The sequence below is a fragment of the Microbacterium sp. cx-59 genome (assembly GCF_020805625.1).
Lineage (GTDB): Bacteria > Actinomycetota > Actinomycetes > Actinomycetales > Microbacteriaceae > Microbacterium.
This window is the reverse complement of record NZ_JAJHGO010000009.1, coordinates 1-17,838: the sequence shown is the minus strand read 5'-3', so window position 1 is coordinate 17,838 and position 17,838 is coordinate 1. Positions and strand designations below refer to the sequence as shown.

At 67.6% G+C, this 17,838-nt stretch carries 19 protein-coding genes; 14 read left to right on the top strand and 5 right to left on the bottom strand.

Features of this window, described 5'->3' with window-relative positions; translation table 11 throughout:
* The first annotated feature begins 14 nt into the window (after positions 1-14).
* The 6 genes from LMI96_RS12320 (at position 15) to LMI96_RS12295 (ending at position 4,695) form a co-directional block, all read left to right on the top strand.
* Positions 15-887 carry an SDR family NAD(P)-dependent oxidoreductase gene (locus LMI96_RS12320; RefSeq protein WP_228361691.1) on the top strand — a complete coding sequence of 291 codons (873 nt, stop codon included), beginning with the start codon at positions 15-17 and terminating at the stop codon, positions 885-887.
* A gap of 998 nt (positions 888-1,885) precedes the next feature.
* On the top strand, positions 1,886-2,536 hold the full coding sequence (locus tag LMI96_RS12315; protein ID WP_228361690.1) for a hypothetical protein: 651 nt from the start codon (positions 1,886-1,888) through the stop codon (positions 2,534-2,536).
* A gap of 28 nt (positions 2,537-2,564) precedes the next feature.
* Entirely contained in the window at positions 2,565-3,281 is a 717-nt protein-coding gene (locus LMI96_RS12310) for a hypothetical protein (RefSeq protein ID WP_228361689.1), read from the top strand.
* Between the two features lie 52 nt (positions 3,282-3,333).
* The gene (locus LMI96_RS12305; RefSeq protein ID WP_228361688.1) at positions 3,334-3,642 is read left to right on the top strand and encodes a hypothetical protein; all 309 of its coding nucleotides are present in this window, start codon (positions 3,334-3,336) and stop codon (positions 3,640-3,642) included.
* A gap of 270 nt (positions 3,643-3,912) precedes the next feature.
* Entirely contained in the window at positions 3,913-4,341 is a 429-nt protein-coding gene (locus LMI96_RS12300) for an integrase core domain-containing protein (RefSeq protein ID WP_374197933.1), read from the top strand.
* A 66-nt stretch (positions 4,342-4,407) separates the two neighbouring features.
* Positions 4,408-4,695: a hypothetical protein gene (locus LMI96_RS12295; protein ID WP_228361686.1), complete on the top strand. Its 288-nt coding sequence runs from the start codon at positions 4,408-4,410 to the stop codon at positions 4,693-4,695.
* Positions 4,696-4,751: 56 nt separating this feature from the next.
* Here LMI96_RS12295 and LMI96_RS12290 read toward each other — a convergent pair whose 3' ends face one another.
* Positions 4,752-5,444, bottom strand: coding sequence for a helix-turn-helix domain-containing protein (locus LMI96_RS12290; RefSeq protein ID WP_228361685.1), 693 nt, complete (start codon positions 5,442-5,444; stop codon positions 4,752-4,754).
* A gap of 49 nt (positions 5,445-5,493) precedes the next feature.
* Here LMI96_RS12290 and LMI96_RS12285 point away from each other — a divergent pair, with 49 nt between their 5' ends.
* Both LMI96_RS12285 and LMI96_RS12280 read left to right on the top strand, forming a co-directional pair.
* Complete coding sequence (locus LMI96_RS12285) at positions 5,494-6,246, top strand: MIP/aquaporin family protein (RefSeq protein ID WP_228361684.1); 753 nt, start codon at positions 5,494-5,496, stop codon at positions 6,244-6,246.
* A 10-nt stretch (positions 6,247-6,256) separates the two neighbouring features.
* On the top strand, positions 6,257-7,624 hold the full coding sequence (locus LMI96_RS12280; RefSeq protein ID WP_228361683.1) for an FAD-dependent oxidoreductase: 1,368 nt from the start codon (positions 6,257-6,259) through the stop codon (positions 7,622-7,624).
* A 15-nt stretch (positions 7,625-7,639) separates the two neighbouring features.
* Here the strand turns inward: LMI96_RS12280 and LMI96_RS12275 are convergent, their stop codons facing one another.
* A complete protein-coding gene (locus LMI96_RS12275; RefSeq protein ID WP_228361682.1) occupies positions 7,640-8,644 on the bottom strand; it encodes a GTP-binding protein in 1,005 nt (334 codons plus the stop codon).
* Between the two features lie 104 nt (positions 8,645-8,748).
* Here LMI96_RS12275 and ykgO point away from each other — a divergent pair, with 104 nt between their 5' ends.
* Positions 8,749-8,871, top strand: coding sequence for a type B 50S ribosomal protein L36 (gene ykgO / locus LMI96_RS12270; RefSeq protein WP_223722720.1), 123 nt, complete (start codon positions 8,749-8,751; stop codon positions 8,869-8,871).
* A 10-nt stretch (positions 8,872-8,881) separates the two neighbouring features.
* On the opposite strand, the gene LMI96_RS12265 is transcribed toward ykgO, so the two are convergent.
* Entirely contained in the window at positions 8,882-10,267 is a 1,386-nt protein-coding gene (locus LMI96_RS12265) for a D-alanyl-D-alanine carboxypeptidase family protein (RefSeq protein WP_228361681.1), read from the bottom strand.
* Between the two features lie 111 nt (positions 10,268-10,378).
* Positions 10,379-11,257 (bottom strand): LLM class flavin-dependent oxidoreductase, encoded by an 879-nt coding sequence (locus tag LMI96_RS12260; protein ID WP_228361680.1) that lies wholly within the window; start codon positions 11,255-11,257, stop codon positions 10,379-10,381.
* A 124-nt stretch (positions 11,258-11,381) separates the two neighbouring features.
* Between LMI96_RS12260 and LMI96_RS12255 the strand changes: the two genes are divergently transcribed.
* The 4 genes from LMI96_RS12255 to LMI96_RS12240 all read left to right on the top strand — a co-directional run bounded on the left by LMI96_RS12255 (position 11,382) and on the right by LMI96_RS12240 (position 14,465).
* Positions 11,382-13,088, top strand: a complete 1,707-nt coding sequence (locus LMI96_RS12255; RefSeq protein ID WP_223722723.1) for a long-chain-fatty-acid--CoA ligase — start codon at positions 11,382-11,384, stop codon at positions 13,086-13,088.
* A gap of 69 nt (positions 13,089-13,157) precedes the next feature.
* Positions 13,158-13,445 (top strand): hypothetical protein, encoded by a 288-nt coding sequence (locus LMI96_RS12250; protein WP_228361679.1) that lies wholly within the window; start codon positions 13,158-13,160, stop codon positions 13,443-13,445.
* A 44-nt stretch (positions 13,446-13,489) separates the two neighbouring features.
* Positions 13,490-13,771, top strand: a complete 282-nt coding sequence (locus LMI96_RS12245; protein WP_228361678.1) for a hypothetical protein — start codon at positions 13,490-13,492, stop codon at positions 13,769-13,771.
* A 22-nt stretch (positions 13,772-13,793) separates the two neighbouring features.
* Positions 13,794-14,465, top strand: coding sequence for a pyridoxal 5'-phosphate synthase (locus LMI96_RS12240; protein ID WP_228361677.1), 672 nt, complete (start codon positions 13,794-13,796; stop codon positions 14,463-14,465).
* Between the two features lie 36 nt (positions 14,466-14,501).
* Here the strand turns inward: LMI96_RS12240 and LMI96_RS12235 are convergent, their stop codons facing one another.
* Positions 14,502-16,130 (bottom strand): cell wall metabolism sensor histidine kinase WalK, encoded by a 1,629-nt coding sequence (locus LMI96_RS12235; protein ID WP_228361676.1) that lies wholly within the window; start codon positions 16,128-16,130, stop codon positions 14,502-14,504.
* Between the two features lie 345 nt (positions 16,131-16,475).
* Here LMI96_RS12235 and LMI96_RS12230 point away from each other — a divergent pair, with 345 nt between their 5' ends.
* A complete protein-coding gene (locus tag LMI96_RS12230) occupies positions 16,476-17,744 on the top strand; it encodes an ammonium transporter (RefSeq protein WP_228361675.1) in 1,269 nt (422 codons plus the stop codon).
* Positions 17,745-17,838 lie beyond the last annotated feature (94 nt).

Below are 17,838 nucleotides of genomic sequence, written 5' to 3'. Positions count from 1 at the left end.
AATGGAATCGAATGATGGCTGACACACGAACAATCGCCCTCACCGGAGCCACGAGCGGCCTCGGAAGGCTTGCCGCCGTAGAGCTGGCTCGGCGCGGTTTCCGGTTGGCGCTGACGGCCCGCAGCGACCAGAAGGCCACCGAGACGCGTCTGGAGATCCAGGAGGCTGTGCCCGGAGCCCAGGTCGACATCTTCCTGGGAGACCTTTCTCGGATCTACGACGTACGCCGGATCGGGGAAGAGATCGGCGAGCGGTATGGCCGTCTCGATGCGCTGATCAACAACGCCGGTCTCCATGCGTTCGCGCCGAGGGTCACCTCAGACGGATACCCGGAGATGGTGGCCGTGAACTATCTCGCACCGTTCGTGCTTACGGACACGTTGCTCCCCTCCCTGCGGGCCGCACCCTCCGCGCGCATCGTGAACGTCGCATCCGAAGCATCCCGCAATCACGGCACGCTCCGCCTCCCGGGCGACCTCACCGACGACACCGAGTTCACCGCCCGCGGATCCTCGCCGATCTACGGGAAAACGAAGCTCATGAACATCATGTTCACGATGGAACTCGCGCGACGGCTCGCGGACAGTAACATCACAGTCAACTGCCTCGATCCCGGATTCAACGTGACCGGACTTGGGCGAGAGTTGCGCTTCGCCGCCGCTCTCGAACGTGCCCTAAAGACGCTCCGCATCGGCGATCCCGCGCGCGGCGCCGATCTCATCGTCGCGCTCGCGACCGCGCCCGAGTACGCCCAGAAGACGGCCGCGTACGTCACCCTGCGCGGCCGCAAGGAGATCACACCGGCGACGCCCGGCAACGATCCGTCGATGCAACGCAAGCTGTGGGACGACACGGTCGCCCTGCTCGCATCCCGGCGCGGGCAATAACGACTCATCTCTTCAAACGCCACACTCCGGAGCGGGGCGCCCCCCTATCCCCGCTCCGGTCTCCGCAAGGGAGGAACTGACGCCCGAGGGTCCTCACAATCGTGAGGTCGCGGGTTCAAGCCCCGCTCCTGCTACCAAAGTAGTCCCACTCGAACAAATGACCTGAAGATAACGGGCCAGTTGCTCGGAGGAAGAAGCGTCGGAGATTTCTCCGGCGCTTTTTCCGTTGGCGGTGGTTTGAGTGCCTGCGTCGCGAATCTCGGCGACTAGGGGGTGAAGCTCGCGGTACGCGGAGAGTTCATGCGACCCAGTCAGGACAACGTAGCCCACCACCTTCGTAGCGCTTATCGATGTCGATAGCGCCTGGAGGCGACGCTGTGAGAGTACAGCTCCATTGATCGAGGCGCACGATCTGTTGCCAGCACAGAAGGAGCCGCCGTCGGCGATCCTGTCGTCATCGGTCCTCCTCCGCGGGGGTCAATTCGGCGGCGCATGGACGCGGGAAATACTGCAGAGGCTAGCCCGGTGGGCATTGCTGAGAATACGCGTCGAACGTCGAACGCTAGTCCCTATCGATCGGATCGTCGAACTGGCGCGACTCCCTCGATGGGAATTATTGGGGATTCGCGCGTTCACAGATTCCACAGGAGGTTGATTCAGCTATTCATATTCGGCCTGAATGTATCGGCCCAATACCCACTACGCAAGCCTGCGCCTGTACGCTAGCAGCCCATACCTGTTTAGCCACGCCAGCAATGCGTAGCGGTCGAGTGTCAGGCTGGCGACTTCGCCATAAAAGCGACGGATGTAGCGGATGTCAACAGCGAGCCGTGTATGTGAGATTGTCCTAATGTCTCTCGAAATCACGCTGGGCCTCGTGCAAGGCTCGATTGCGTTCGTGACCTGTGGCGCGAACGCAATTCCTTGAGAGAGTGGAGGATTGAATGAAGTGGAATAGGGTGCGCGTCGCCTCGACCGCGTGCGCTGGGCTGGTCGCGGTGTCAATCCTGACGGGGGGTGCTTCGTCAGCCACGGCGGATGAGCTGTCGGTTGATGAACAGCAGCGGTCTTGGTATCTGGAGAATGGTGTATCTCCGGATGTGGCAGACGAGTTGATCGCTGATTTCAATGCGGGCGACCTTCCTGACTCAATGACGGGCGTCGAACCAGTTTCGAGCGTCACTGATGACAAAGACGGTTGGATCACGACGCGGAATGAGTTTCCGGATGGCTCTATCTCGGTATCCCGTCTTGAAACGCCGGAGGCTGCAGCGGCTGCTCCTGGCGACGTGGCAGCCAGATCGGTCGGGAGCTGCACTTCGACGCTGGGGGGTTCGGGGTTCGTCAACTACTACGACTGCGCGGTCACGGGATCGAACGGTGCGTATCTCGACGTGGAGTTCCGTGCGGACTACACACGTGTCTCTAACGGTGCAGGAATCATCAATCGCGTTGCTTCGCCGTATTCGTACGCGATTGGCGGGACAGCAACAACGCCCGAACTGCGGATCACGCGAGCTAACGGGACGGTCTCGAACCCGGCTAGGGCGACAGCAACGTCTCAGTACTCCAGCGCTGCGTCGTCGTTCACGGCGGTCCTTACGTTGAACGTCACCGGGTCACAGGCCTGGTCTAGTCAGAACTTCTGATCGGTCATAGTTAGGAGACAAACAGAAAGTGAAGAACAAACTTAAGACCCGTCTCGGCCGTTTCGTTTCAGCCTGCGTGGTGGTCGCCGGCGTTTCGAGCGGGATGTTGTTCGTTGGAAGCGCGGCCAACGCAGCCGAGATCACATCCGATGATTCCGCCGCGTTCGAGGAGTTTTACGACCGTTACGGGGTCGACGACGCGACGCAGCAACGGCTCATTCAGGTCCTGGAATCCGGTGAACTTCTCGACTCAATGACCAGCGGGGCGGAACCAGTGAGCACCGTCGAAACGGACGCTGAAGGCTCCACCGAGATCATCAGCACGTTCGAGGATGGATCGATTTCAGTCACATCGCTGGAGAAGCCGTCGGTGGCACCGTCGGACGGTACCGTGGCACCTCGGGCGGTCTCAGGGTGCACGCTATACAACGGCGGGGGCTTTGCGAGTTACAGCAACTGCCTCGTCAGCAACGGAAACGGGACGACGAGCTTGCAGTTCCGAGCAGACTACTCCCGGTCGGCGAACTCGGCTTCGATCTCGAACTGGCGCGATGCCCAGGTTGTTGCGCACTACGGGACGGCCTCGGCACCGACCCTCACCCCAGTACGGACGACAGCTACTCCCCAGCAACCGGCCGTGGTAACCATGTACTCGCGTTTCACGTCGTACAACGGGTTGTCTAGTGAGGATCTGTACCTGTCACTCCGTGTGAGCCCGAGCCAAGCCTGGACTACGACGTACTGATTCCCACGCTCTCTCGTCTCCCTCATGCACACGTTGCCTTAGGCTCGTGGGCATGAGGGAGACGATCAGGAAAGGCCTCGCATTGTCCACTGATGCATCACGACGAGAAATCGATGGCCGAGCGATTGCGGCATTTGTGCTTGCGATTTGTTCAATATTCTTTATTTTTCTCCCCGTGGTCGGGACCGTTTTATCGCTTGCCGCGCTCGTTCTGGCTTTTTGGTCCCGCACTGCTATCCGCCGGAATGAAAGAATGGCGGGTGGTCGCCTCGGACTTTCTGCCGCGATCATCGGGGGAATAGTAGCCCTTTTAACGTTCGTCCCGCTGCTGTTCAGCACGCTTCTGGTCACCTTTTTCTGAGACCAAGCGCGACACAGGGCGTGAGGAACAAACTGGTGACAGGTTGACCTGCCCTACGGATTAGGTTCCAGTTTTGGTGGCTAACTGATGGCCTTATCCGAAAGGCTCATCCTCATGCCCCGTCCCAATCTTCCGGAGTTCCGTGCTCGCGCTGTCGCGCTCGTGCGCGCGGGCAAGCAGGCCAAGCAGACCGCGGTCGAGCTTGGCATCCATTTCGCCTACGTCGCGTTCGTCACCGACGTCTACTCGCGTCGCATCGTCGGCTGGAACATGGCACCCAGGCTTCGAGCGGAGATCTTGCCGATACCGGCGCTCGACATGGCCGCGTGGGACGCCGGCGATGACCTCACCGGGCTGACGCATCATTCGGACCACGGGTCGAACCATATGGCGATGGTCTACACCGACCGGATCGTCGAACTCGGCGCCGTTCCCTCGACCGGAACGGTCGGCGACAGCTTAGACAACGCGATGGCCGAAGCAGTCAATAACCTCTACAAGGCCGAACTCATCCGCCAACGCGGTCCCTGGCGGACCGTCGAGCAGGTCGAACTCGCGACCCTCGAGTGGGTGTGGTGGTGGAACTATTCCCGCCTTCACGGCGAACTCGACATGCGCACCCCGCTCGAGGTCGAGACCGCGTACTACGCTGACCTCGAATCAGCCCAACCCGCATCTGCCGGACAAGCCTCACCATAGGAACGAAGTTCAGGCCGATTCAGTGCGGTGTTGTGGCTCGGTAGCCGCACCTGGTTGATTCTCTTCTTGTTCCTGTCGCTCATCCCGCTCGTGTTCTGGACACTGATGGCAACCTTGGCCTTTACGGTGAGCGCCATGATCCTGGCCGCCCATTCGGAGTATCTCGCCGCTGCCGTGCTTGCCGCCATCGCTGCCGATTCGGCCGGATCGACGTACGTGATGGTCATGGGTAGTGGTTACGCTTCCGACGACATGTACGCGCCGCTCGCTGCCGGGGTGCTGCGCGGGGGTGCCATGTACCGAGCCGCCGTGGGCAGGAACTCTCTCTTGCGTCACGCTGCGCCAAGCCCCTGAGGCAGAACCCACCTCCGAGCCGCATCCGTTGACGGTAAGGCCCGCCGCGTCCGCGTTCAGCGTGGGCTGAGCGCAGACGCCAGGTGCGCGATGCGGCGCTCGAGTTCGGCGTAGGCGCTGTCGAATGCGTCCTCGCTGCCGACGCGTACGGGGTCGGGGATCGACCAGTGCAGGCGGCTTCCGGCCTCCCTCTCGTCGCGCGAGCGGAGCTCTTCGTGAGCTCTGTCGCACACCGTCACCACGAAGTCGGTGTCGCTGATGACAGCACTCAGTGACCGAGGAGCGCCCGGCGGCAGGGCGAGGTCGTGACGGCGGGCCGCAGCGAGTGCGCCCGGGTCTATGTGCTCCGCGGGGTGCGTGCCTCCGGACACCGCCGGGATGCTGCTGTGCGTCGCCCACAGCGCTGCCGCGAGCTGTGACCGTGCGGAGTTCGCGGTGCAGACGAACACGACACGGCTCGCTCGTGCCACCCGCCCGGGGATGAGGTCGCGCAGCGCGCCCTCGGCGAGGCGCACGTAGCTTCGCCGTCCGTCGGCCTCGGATTGCCCTCGGGTGATGACCCCCGCGGCCTCGAGCACGTTGAGGTGATGGGCGATGAGATTCGACGGGAGTGCGAGCGTCGTTCCGATCTCCGTCGGGGACAGATCGCCGAGTGTCAGCAGATCGACGATCCGCAGGCGCGAAGGGTCTCCGAGCGCCGCGTATGTGGCAGCGCGTTTCACGAAGGGATCTGTTTGCTCAATGGTCATTGACTCAATCTTGACTGAGTGATGTCTCGCGGGTCAAGATGACAGTGACATGATCTCTGCCGCGCCCTCAGCCGCTCGCCCTCGCCCGCTCCTTGCGCGCCGTGTGCTGGCGGAGTTTCTGGGTACCGGGCTGCTCGTGACCGTCGTCGTCGGCTCGGGCATCGCGGCAGAGCGGCTGTCACCGGGAGCTGTCGGGCTCCAGCTCCTGCAGACCAGTTTCGCCACCGCGCTCGGGCTCGGCGTCCTGATCCTCATGTTCGGCCCGATCTCCGGCGCGCATCTGAATCCCGTCGTCACTATCGCCGACTGGGTGCGTGGTCGGGCGACGCGCGACGGTCCCTCGCTTCGTGAGGTCGCGCTGTACGTGCTCGCGCAGATGTGCGGCGGAATCGCCGGTACGGCGCTCGCCAGCGTGATGTTCGACGCACCGATGGTGTTCTCGACGAACGCGCGGGCGACGGGCGGGACTTTCGTCGCCGAGGTCGTCGCGACGGCCGCGCTCGTGCTGCTGATCTTCTCTCTCGCCTGCACGGGGCGCGGGGCGGCGACGGCTGCCGCGGTCGGTGCCTACATCGGCGCGGCGTACTGGTTCACGAGTTCGACCTCTTTCGCGAATCCGGCCGTCACCATCGCGCGGATGTTCACCGACACCTTCAGCGGCATCGCCCCGGCATCCGTCGTTCCCTTCGTCTTCGCACAGCTCGTGGGCGGCGCCATCGGCTTCGCCCTCTTCTGCGCGCTCTATCCGGCGTCCGCACGCGCGGCGGGCGCCCCTGTCGCCCCTCGCATCTCTCCGTCCTGAAAGGCCTCCCATGCATCTCGTCGCCATCGGCGGAAGTGACGCCGGTATCTCCGCTGCTCTTCGCGCCCGAGAACTCGACCCGTCGGTCGATGTGACCGTGGTCGTCGCGGACGCGTATCCGAACTTCTCCATCTGCGGCATCCCGTACTACTTCTCGCGGGACGTGCAGCCGTGGCAATCGCTCGCGCATCGCACGCACGCCGACCTCGAAGCGACGGGGATGCGGCTGCGCCTCGACACCCTCGCTACCGGCATCGATGTCGCCGGGCAGGCGTTGACGGTGCGTGACGCGGCCGGGACCGAGTCGACGATCGCCTACGACGCGCTCATGGTCGGCACCGGAGCCGGGCCGTCGACGGCCGGGATCGCGGGCCTCGACGAGCTCGGCGCCGACGATGGCGTGCACCTGCTGCACTCGATGGGCGACACGTTCGCGCTGGAGCGCTCGCTCGAGGAACGTCAGCCGGAGACCGCGATCATCGTCGGAGCCGGCTACGTGGGCCTCGAGATGGCAGAGGCCCTGACGGTGCGCGGCATCCGCGTGACCCAGGTGCAGCGCGGACCCGAAGTGCTGTCGACACTCGATCCCGAACTCGGCCTGCTCGTTCGCGACGAACTGACCCGCCACGGTGTCGAGGTGATCACCGGCACGCGAATCGATCGTGTCGGCCGCGAGGCGGGGCGCCTCACCGTTGCTGGCGACCGCGATGGTGCGCCGTTCGCCCGGAGCGCCGATCTCGTTCTCGTCGTCGTCGGTGTGCGCCCGAACACGCGCCTTCTGACGGCCGCCGGGGCGACAACGGGCGCCGGTGGCGCGGTCGTCGTGGACGCGCAGATGCGCACCGGGCTGCCGCACGTGTGGGCGGCCGGCGACGGTGTCGTCACGCATCACCGCCTGCTCGGGACGACCTATCTTCCGCTCGGCACGACGGCGCACAAGCAGGGTCGCGTCGCCGGTGAGAACGCGATCGGGGGCGACGCGCGCTTCGTGGGGAGCCTCGGGACCCAGGTGGTCAAGGTCTTCGACGTCGTGGCAGCCCGCACCGGCCTCCGCGACCACGACGCTGCAGACGCCGGCTTCGCGCCGCGCAGCCACACGGCGATCGCCGACGACCACAAGCGCTACTACCCGGGCGCGACGCCCATCAGCATCCGGATCACCGGCAATGCCGACGATGGTCGTCTGCTCGGGGCGCAGCTCGTCGGCGCCCGCGGGGCGGAGATCTCCAAACGCGTCGACACCTACGCGACCGCGCTCCACCACGGCATGACCGTCGCGGGGATGAGCGATCTCGATCTCTCGTACACGCCACCGCTCGGATCTCCGTGGGATGCGGTGCAGGTCGCGACCCAGGCGTGGGAGCGCGGGGCCCGTTGATTCCAGATCGCGCGGTCAGTGATCGGTGCGCGAGGTGTCGACCGGCCACGGCGGAAGCGGGTCGGCGAAGCGGCGCCACATCGCCGGGCCGCCCGCGAGTTCGGCATCGGTCAACGCGGCGCGGTCCAGGGCATCGTGCAGTCGGCGCGGATGCATGTCGAGGCCGGTGAAGACGATCTCCTGCCCGACCGTGTGCAGGCCGTCGTCTTCGGCGAGCGGATCGATCCACATCGCGGATCCGACCTGCTCCCAGCGCCCCAGGATGTTCGGTCGCGTGGCGAGTCGGCAGAACCCGACCGAACGCAGCACCCGCCCCATCCGGCCGGAGTCGATGTCGTCGTCGAGCACCTCGCGAAGCCGGCCGGGGTGGAAGGCGCGGAGCTGTTCGTAGCGGAAGGTCTGCACCCGTCGGTCGGTCATGAACGGTTCGTGCTCGCTGTTGAGCGCCTGCACCCACCCCGCGCGCATCTGCCAGGGGGTCTCGGTCGGCGCCGCGGCGGCAATCGACCGCACGTCGTCCGCAGGGTGACGGCTGAGCCGGATGCGGGCGGTCGGGTTCAGGTGCGACGCGAGCGCCATGAGCACGGCGAGTCGGGCGGTCTCGACCTCTTCCCAGTTCACGAAGGCGACGAGCGACGCGGCTTCGATGAAGGATGCGGCCTGCCGCGCGCGTGAACCGTGGTCGCCGCGGTCATCGCCGGCCGGGGCGTGCTCCATCAGGGGCACGTCGTCGCGCAAGTCGCCGAGCATGTGCACCGCATCGACCACGCACACGACGTCGACGAATTCTCGTGGCGAGACGAGGAAGTGCTCGAGTTCGATGTCGGTCGCGGCGTCGATCAGCATCCCGCGCTGCGCGTCCGCGCCGCCGATATGCGGGTTCGTCGGCAGCGACGCCGTCCTCCCGCGCCCTCCGGCGGCGTGCGCGACCCGCAGGCTGAGCGCGGCAGCCGCGCGCGACACGTATCGACGACGTTCCGGCGTGCAGACGCCGACGATCACGATGGGGCCGGACTCCATGTCGGCACCTCTTCCTCTTGACGGCTCACTTCGCGGCGGACGTCGCATCCGCCGAGTGATCAGCATAGTCTCTTGTTGAGAACTATTATCAATAAGGAGTCGCTGTGAAAGTTCGGTCGTCACTCAAATCGTTGAAGAACCAGCCGGGCGCGCAGGTGGTGCGTCGGCGCGGACGAGTCTTCGTCATCAACAAGCTCAACCCCCGGTTCAAGGGGCGGCAGGGCTGACGCGCGCGCGTCACCCGTTGCCGAGCTGGCCGGGGTGAGTGAGCCGCCACCACTCCGACGGCTGCTCGATCGTGCCCTCGATTCGCACATCCGACTCGACCGTGTTCGGCCCCGCCGTCCACGTGATCGTTCCGATCACGGCGCCGTCCTCGGGGGCGATGAGCACGGGCCCCGCGGCTCCCGGTGCGTCGAGGGCCGGGATGCGGAGCGAGACGGTGATGGGGGTATCGGACCACGTGTAGAGCGAACGGTCTTCGTCGATCACGATCGCCGCCGTCGCGCCCCACTCGGTGCGCACCGTACCGATCCGCTGCCCGGCCGTCGCCACCGCCACATCGTGGAATCCTCCGCGGATGCTGGCGAGCAGCGCGAGCACGCCGGCGTTCACCGAGTCGTGCGAGAACCCGCCGAGCGACACGCCTGTGACGCTTAGTGGCCCTGCCGGCCCGGCATCGAGCGTTGCGGTGTAGAGCAGGTTGTAGCTGTTCTCGCCGAGGTTTCCCGTCTTCAAGCCGGTGATCCCGGACTCGCCCAGCAGGTCGTTCGTGTTGTGCAGAACCCCCGCGCCCGGAACGGTCAGCGAGTTCGTCGCCGCCAGCTGGGCGATCACCGGCTGCGCGGCGGCGAGCCGGCCGAGCGTGAGCAGATCGGTCTTGGTGCTGGTGTTGCGCGGATTGATGCCGGTGGGTTCGACGATCGTCGTGCCGGTCATGCCGTTCTCGGCGAGCCATCGCCTCGTCGCGCTCACGAACGCGCTCTGCGAACCGAAGGCCCAGGTCGACACCGCCTCGGCGTAGTTGCTGGCCGACGGCAGCAGCATGGTCGCGAGGGCGTCGTGCTGCGACATCGCGCTGCCGGTCGGCATTGCGGCGATCGTGGCGCCCATGACGTAGTACTTGTCGTACAGATCGTTGTCGGCCTCGTCGAACGTCAGCGTGGGTCCGGGGTCTTCCGCGCTCGCCAGCGGCTTCGCGTTGAGAACGACGAGCGCCGTGATGAGCTTGCTGATGCTGCCGATCGGGCGGGCCTCATCCGTGCCGCTCGCCGCCCAGATGCCGCTCGCGTCCGGTCCGAGATAAGCCTCCGCGCCGGAGACGCTGATCGCCGATGCCCCGTCGGACGGGAGGGCGAGGGTCACGGCCGTGCCGACCGGCAGCGCCGGCGCTTGCGCGGACCCGGTGGGCGGGGGCAGCGGAGCATTCAGCGCCCACGCGACGTAGCCGCCGGGAACCCCGACCACGATCGCGACGAGAACGAGTGCGACGATCCACACCGTTCGCCGCCGACGGCGTCGCCGCCGTGCGTCTTCCGGTGACTCGGCGGCGGGATCCGCCTCTGCGTCCATCCACTGCGCCAGGTCGGAGAAGCCGTCCGACGTACGGTCTTGCGTGGTCATCCCCGGGCCCCCGTCCGTCACGCTGACCCCATCATGCACTACGGGTAAGACGGACGGATGGCGGCGTCTCCGCGACGGCCGGTCGCCGCGGTCAGCTCCGGCGGCGGCGACTCACGAACTCCCGAGGAGGCGTGCCACCGACCCTGCGTTCGTCATGAACCCGGGAAGGTCCGTCTCGGCGAAGATCGGCTGCAGGATGACCGATGTCGCGCCGGCCGCGTAGAAGGGTTCGATGCCCGCGGCGACCGCATCCGCGTCTCCGCTGATCATCAGGGCGTCATCGACCTCGCCGGCTTCCGCGGCGATCTCGGTGCGCAGCGCCTCGCGCGCATCGTCACCGCCGAACGCGGCGCGGACGAAGACGACGAGCTCGTGCGCGGCATCCCGCCCGGCGGACGCGCGGCCCTCCTGCGCGAGAGCGAGCGTGCGCGTCACCCGTTCGGGAGTGCTGCCGCCCGGGAGGATCGTGCCGTCGCCGACCTCGCCGGTGAGACGCACGGTCTTCGGGCCTTCGCCGGCGACCAGCACGCGGGGGGCGACCCGCGGCGGCCAGTCCAGCCGCACGTTGTCGAGAGTGACGTATCGGCCCGCCGTCTGCACCTTCTCGCCGGCGAGCAGCGACCGGAGCGCGGGCACGTACTCGCGCATGAGCGTGAGAGGCGACGCCGCGCGGGCGCCGACCTGCGCCATCCACGGAAGCACGCCGTGCCCGACGCCCGGAATGATCCGCCCCGGGAAGAGCCGCTCGACGGTCGCGATCTCCATGGCGGTGAGTGCGACGTTTCGCAGCGGCATCGGGGCGACTCCGATGCCGACCCGCAGGCTCGTCGTCCACGCGAGGACCGCGGATGCGGCCGCGAACGCCGACTCTCGGAAGCAGTCCTCCCACAACCAGAGCTCGGGAACCCCGGCCTGGTCGGCGGCCTCGGCGGCATCGCGCAGGGCCTCGGGCGGAAAGTACGGGGTGAAGATCGCACCGATGCGTCGCATGGACCCAGCCTCGCATGCGCACGTCGATCCGCCCCGGGGCTTGCCATCGCGGCGCCCTCTTCGGGATGACCCGCGATCTGTCAATATGCCCGAGCATGCATCTGTCGGCGGCGAGGATGGGGGCATGAACTCCGAGTCGAACCCCTACGCATCCAAGCCGTGGCTGAAGGCCTATGCGCCCGGCGTCCCGGAAACGATCGAGGACCCGACCGAGTCGCTGGTCGACATGATCGACGCCAGCGTCCGGCTCTACGGGCGCAAGCCCGCGCTCGAGTTCTTCGGCGCGGTGACGACGTATCGCGAGCTCGGCGAGCAGATCGACCGCGCCGCGGAGGGGCTTCGGCGTCTCGGCGTCACGGCCGGTGACCGCGTCGCCCTCGTGCTGCCGAACTGCCCGCAGCACGTCGTCGCCTTCTACGCGATCCTGCGCCTCGGGGCGATCGTCGTCGAACACAACCCGCTGTACACCGCCCGCGAGCTGCGCCACCAGTTCGAGGACCACGAGGCGCGCTTCGCGATCGTGTGGGACAAGATTTACGACACCGTGGCTGCTTTCCCGGCCGACCTGCAGCTCGAGAAGACGATCAGCGTCGACTTGACCACCGAGCTGCCGCTCGGCAAGCGCCTCGCACTCCGCCTCCCGATTCCGAAGGCGCGCACGGCTCGGGCGCAGCTCACGCAGAAGCCGACCGCCCGCCGTCCGCTCGAGTGGGCTCGGCTCGTGCAGTCCCGACGGTTGTCGCGCCGGCATCCGCGTCCGGCCGTCCGCGACATCGCGCTGCTGCAGTACACGAGCGGCACCACGGGATCCCCGAAGGGCGCGATCCTCACCCACGGCAACCTGCGCGCGAACGCCGAGCAGGGCCGCGCGTGGGTGCCGGGGCTGCGCGAGGGCGACGAGGTCTTCTACGGCGTGCTCCCGCTCTTCCACGCCTACGGAATGACGCTCTGCCTGACGTTCGCCATGAGCATCGGTGCGCGACTCGTGCTGTTCCCGAAGTTCGATGTCGGCCTGGTGGCGGATGCGGCGCGCCACAGCCCGCCGACCTTCCTCCCCGCCGTGCCGCCGATCTACGACCAGCTCGCCCGTGCGGCATCCCGCAACACCATCGACCTGTCGACCGTGCGCTTCGCGATCTCCGGGGCGATGAGCCTGCCGATCGCGACGGTGGCCAAGTGGGAGCACGCCAGCGGCGGCCTGCTCGTCGAGGGCTACGGCATGACGGAGACGTCCCCGGTCGCCCTCGGCAACCCGATCGGACCCTCGCGCCGCCCCGGCACCGTCGGGGTGCCGTTCCCGAGCACCGAGATCCGCGTCGTCGACCCCGATGACCCCACGGTCGATCGGGCGCCGGGGGAGGCCGGGGAACTCCTCATCCGCGGCCCGCAGGTGTTCCAGGGGTACTGGCGGCGGCCGGCGGAGACGTCGGCGACTCTCCTCCCCGACGGATGGCTGCGCACGGGCGACATCGCGTCGGTCTCGACCGATGGATTCGTCACGATCGTCGACCGGTTGAAGGAGCTCATCATCACGGGTGGCTTCAACGTCGCGCCCTCGGAGGTGGAGAGCGTGCTCGAGTCGCATCCGGACGTGACCGCGGCGGCCGTGGTGGCCGTCTCCCGGCCCGACGGTGCCGAGCAGGTCGCGGCGGCCGTCGTGTTGCGGGACGGCGTGGACCTGGATGCGGATGCGCTCCGCGACTACTGCCGCACCCGCCTCGCCGCCTACAAGGTGCCGCGGCGCATCGAGGCGATGGACGACCTTCCGCGTTCGCTCATCGGCAAGGTGCAGCGCCGCGAGGTGCGCGAGCGGCTGCGCGCGTCCGCCTGAGTCGACGGCGCGGATGCGGGCGCTGTCAAGGGTGCCTTCGCGCGCCCGGCACGGCCTAGCGTCGGGCGCATGAACGCTGAAGATCGCACCCACATCGCCGCCGGAGAGAACGACGAGCTGCCGCCCGCGCCCCCGGCGCAGGGGCTCTCGGAGGAGGAGTCGCTCCGGAAAGACATGGCATACAGCCCGGCCAGCGAAACCGAGACCGCGCAGAAGCAGGCCGAGGGCAGCCCCGCCGCGCAGAACGATCCCGACATCGACGAGGACGACGTGAAGGTCGAGCCCGGAACGGGCGGACCCGATGACGTCGGAGACGTCGATGTCGACCCCGGCGACCTCAACCTGCCCTGGCGCTGACCGGCGCGGGCCGCCGCATCCGACGCACGACGAAGGAGCTTCCCATGAGCGACAACCTGCCCCGCACGCGCGACGCCGACGACGCGACGCACGACGACGCCCCGCCCACTGACGCGGTCAGCGACGAGGTGAAGACCGCTGCCGCCGACGCCGACAGCAATGCCGTCTCGCCCGGTGCGGCCGATGTCGAGGCGGCGAAGGATGCGGCCGCGGCGACGGATGAGGCGGAGCACTCCGAGGCCGACATCCCCGGCATCCCCGACACGGTCGGCACCGAGGAGCGCCTGCCGGGCACCGACGCGAGCGCCCCGGCCGACGCGTCGTGACGCGCGCGGGTAGGGTCGCGACGTGACCGATCCCGCGCCGAACCCCGCACGCATTCCGCTCTCCGGCGACGCCGGCCTCGTGCTCCCGGAGTTCGACCGTCCTCCCGCCGACCCCCTGGTGCTCGCGAAGGAGTGGCTGCGGCTCGCCGATGAACGTGCGGTGAGCGAGCCGTTGTCGATGACGCTCGCGACCGCATCCGCCGAAGGGAGCGTGTCGGCGCGCACGGTCGACGTCAAACGGCTCGACGAGCGGGGCCTCGTGTTCGGCTCCTCGACCGAGAGCCGCAAGGGTGCCCACCTCGCCGAGAATCCGCGTGCGGCGCTGCAGGCGTACTGGCGCGAGACGATGCAACAGCTGCGGTTCGAGGGCGCGGTCGAACGGATGACGGATGCGGAATCCGACGCGCTGTTCGCCGACCGTTCGCCGAAGTCCCGCGCGGCCACCGCGGTCGCTCACCAGTCGGCGCCCTTCCCGGCCGGCCCGGAGTCCACCCTCGCGGGACTGATCGAGTCGGCGAACGACCTCCTCGATCGCTACGGCGACGCGGTCCCGCGCCCCGCCAGCTGGGTCGCCTACCGCCTGGTTCCCGAGACCGTCGAGTTCTGGCACGGCAGCCGTGACCGGATGCATCGGCGGCTGGCGTACCGGCGTTCCGCCGCGGGCGGTTGGGATGCGGAGCGCCTCCAGCCCTGACGCGGGGCTCGCGCCCTCCGTGCGTCGGCCCCGCGCTCAGCCCGCCGGGATGTCGATCGTGAACGTGGTTGCCGCATCCGGAACGCTGTCGATCAGGATGTGCCCGCCGTGCGCGGCGACGACCTCGCGAGCGTTGGTGAGCCCCAGCCCGAATCCCTGCACGGCACGCGAGCGCGCGGATGCGGTGCGGTAGAAGCGGTCGAAGATCCTGCGCTGCTCGGCGTGCGTGATGCCGACGCCGTGGTTGGTCACCGCGACGGTGACGCGGTCGTCGACGCGCGCGACGCGGACCGCGATCGCGGTGCCGTCGTCACCGAACTTCACCGCGTTCGTCAGCAGCTCCGTGACCGCGTCGGTCAGGCGGGAGAGATCGACCCGCGCGGCGAGCGTGGCCGGAGCATCCAGCGCGACGGTCATCGCGCGCCGCGACGCCGCAGTGCGGATGTCATCGACCGCTCGAAGGATCGCCGGCACGAGGTCGACATCGCTCCGCTCCAGCGGGCGCTCGTCATCATTCGCCGCCAGCAACTCGCCGATCCGGTCGACGAGGTCGTCGGTCTTGCGCGTCACGATCTGGATGTACCCGTGCAGCCGCTCGTTCTCGGGGCTCACGGCTTCATCGATGAGGTCGAGGAACCCGGTGATCGACGTCATCGGGGTGCGCAGCTCGTGCGACACCGTACGCAGGAACTGTTCGCGCACCTCGATCGCATCGGCCAGTTCGGTGACGTCGTAGGCGACGACGACCGTTCCGAGCACTTCGCCGTCGTCGCGGTACACCCGTCTGGCCGACGCCATGATGGCGACCTGCGCATCGGGTGGGCCGAGCCATTCGACGTGCTCCTCGATCGTCTCGCCCCGGAGCGCACGCGGAATGATCTGGTCCGCGTAGGGGATCTTGCTCCGCCGGTCAGCGGCGAGCACGTTGTCTCCGGCGTACGGTGGCTCGTCGAGTCGGAACCCGACCATCCCCACCATCCGGTGCGCGAGTTCGTTGGCGACATCGAGGCGCCCGTCGGCGTCGTAGAACGCGACGCCGGCGGACACCGTGTTCAGAATGCTGAGTGCGAGGGTTTCGGCATCCTGTGCGGCCCGCAAGGCGATCTCCTGATCGTGCTGGGCGGCTCTGACCCGCGCCGAGTTGCGCCGCAGGTGCCGCGCCGCGATGTAGACCACGACCGCGACCCCGACGATGAGGACGGGAAGGGTGATCAGGCGGGCCCACTCGATCGGGGTCGTCGGCCAGGTGTTTCCCACGAAGAAGCCGAACGAGGTCATGAACACGGCGCCGAGCACCGCGACGACGATGCCGTACCAGGGGAAGCCGTAGGCGAGCCAGAAGATCGGGAAGACGGCGAGCATCGTCACCGCGGGGAGGTCGGGGAGGAGCTCTGCGCGGATGAGGGCGACGGCGGCCATGTCGACGACAGCGACCGACATCATCCATGGCCGCGCGAACCGCTCCCACGGCACCCAGAGCGCCGCGACCGACGCGGCGAACGCGAGCACGTAGCCGCCGACCATGAGCGGCGACAGGGCGTCATCCGGGAGGGCGAACCAGGTGACAAGCGCGAGGAAGAGGGTCCCGAGGAGGAACGGCAGCTGCGCGCGTAAGAACACACGCCGCCGCCCGCTGCGACTGGCCTCCAGTTCGAACAACGGCATGAGCCTGCCCCCTCGATCGGGGAGTCGCGGCCGGAGGATTCCGCCCGCGCCCTCGCGATGAGCCGACCGTATCCTGCCCGCGCGCGCCCGCTCCGCCGCACACCCCGCGGCGGGCGCAGTGGTACGCGGGTGCCTTGCTGTCACCGCGGGCGATCGGGGCCCGACCGGGCACCCTCACCGGAGACGCCCGGCACCTTCCACGGGCCCCGCAATCTGTTGTTTACACGAAGGGGGCCTCTCGAAACCTGCAGGTAACACAACGACCCGCGCGGTGAAACGAACGCGCGACAAGCTGTGGGCTACCCGACGCTACGCCCTGCGTCCCTGCAGAGAGGTCTCTTCGAGATGGATCAAGGAAATACCGCCTTCCTACTGATTTGTGCAGCTCTGGTGTTGTTGATGACGCCAGGACTCGCGTTCTTCTACGGAGGCCTCGTCAAGGCCAAGAGCGTCATCAGCATGATGATGATGAGCTTCGGTGCGCTGGGACTCATCGGCGTGCTGTGGGTTCTCTACGGCTACGCCATCGCCTTCCCTGCCGCAGAGGGCACCATCGCCCCCTGGCAGATCGACTGGTCGGCCCTCGGTCTGAACAGCCTGCTCGAGGTGCCGGAGGGTGCTCCCTTCCCGCCGCTCGCCTTCGTCGCCTTCCAGGCGACGTTCGCCATCATCACCGTCGCGCTGGTCTCGGGTGCCATCGCCGACCGTGCCAAGTTCGGATCCTGGATGATCTTCGCCGCACTCTGGGCGACGATCGTGTACTTCCCGGTCGCCAGCTGGGTCTTCAACTTCGGCCTCGCCGATGACGGCAGCTTCGCCTACGGCGGCTGGATCACCCACGGTCTGCAGGAAGCGTTCGGCGTCGGGGCGATCGACTTCGCCGGTGGTACCGCGGTGCACATCAACGCCGGTGCGGCAGCTCTGGCCCTCGCGCTCGTCCTCGGCAAGCGCGTCGGCTTCCAGAAGGGGGTCCACGTCCCCCACAACCCGCCGTTCGTGCTCCTCGGCGCGGGACTGCTGTGGTTCGGTTGGTTCGGCTTCAACGCGGGCTCCGAGCTCGCCGCCGATGACTTTGCGGCCCTCGCATTCGTCAACACGATCGCCGCTCCCGCGGCCGCTCTGCTGGCGTGGCTCGTCGTCGAGAAGATCAAGGACGGCAAGCCGACCTCGGTCGGCGCGGCATCCGGTGCGGTCGCCGGTCTCGTCGCGATCACGCCGGCCTGTGCTTCGCTGCACCCGATCTGGGCGATCCTGCTCGGTATCATCGCGGGTGCGGTCTGCGCCCTGGCGATCGAGCTCAAGTTCAAGATCGGCTTCGACGACTCGCTCGACGTCGTCGGCATCCACCTCGTCGGTGGTCTGATCGGAACGCTGTACCTCGGCTTCTTCGCCAACGGCACCGGCCTCTTCGTCGGTGGTGACGGCACGCAGCTGCTGGTGCAGGCGATCGCTGCCTTCTCCGTGCTGATCTACTCCTTCGTGCTGGCCTTCATCATCGGCTTCGCGATCGAGAAGACCATCGGCTTCCGCGTCAAGAACGAAGACGAGATCGCGGGCATCGACACGGTCGTGCACGGCGAAGAGGGCTACGTCCTCGCCGACAGCAAGGCCTGATCCCACACCACGAAGTGGGGGGGGGGGGGGCCGCCCCCCCCCCCCCCCCCGGGGGGGTGAAGAGGGACACCGCCCCCCCACCCACCCCCCAGCC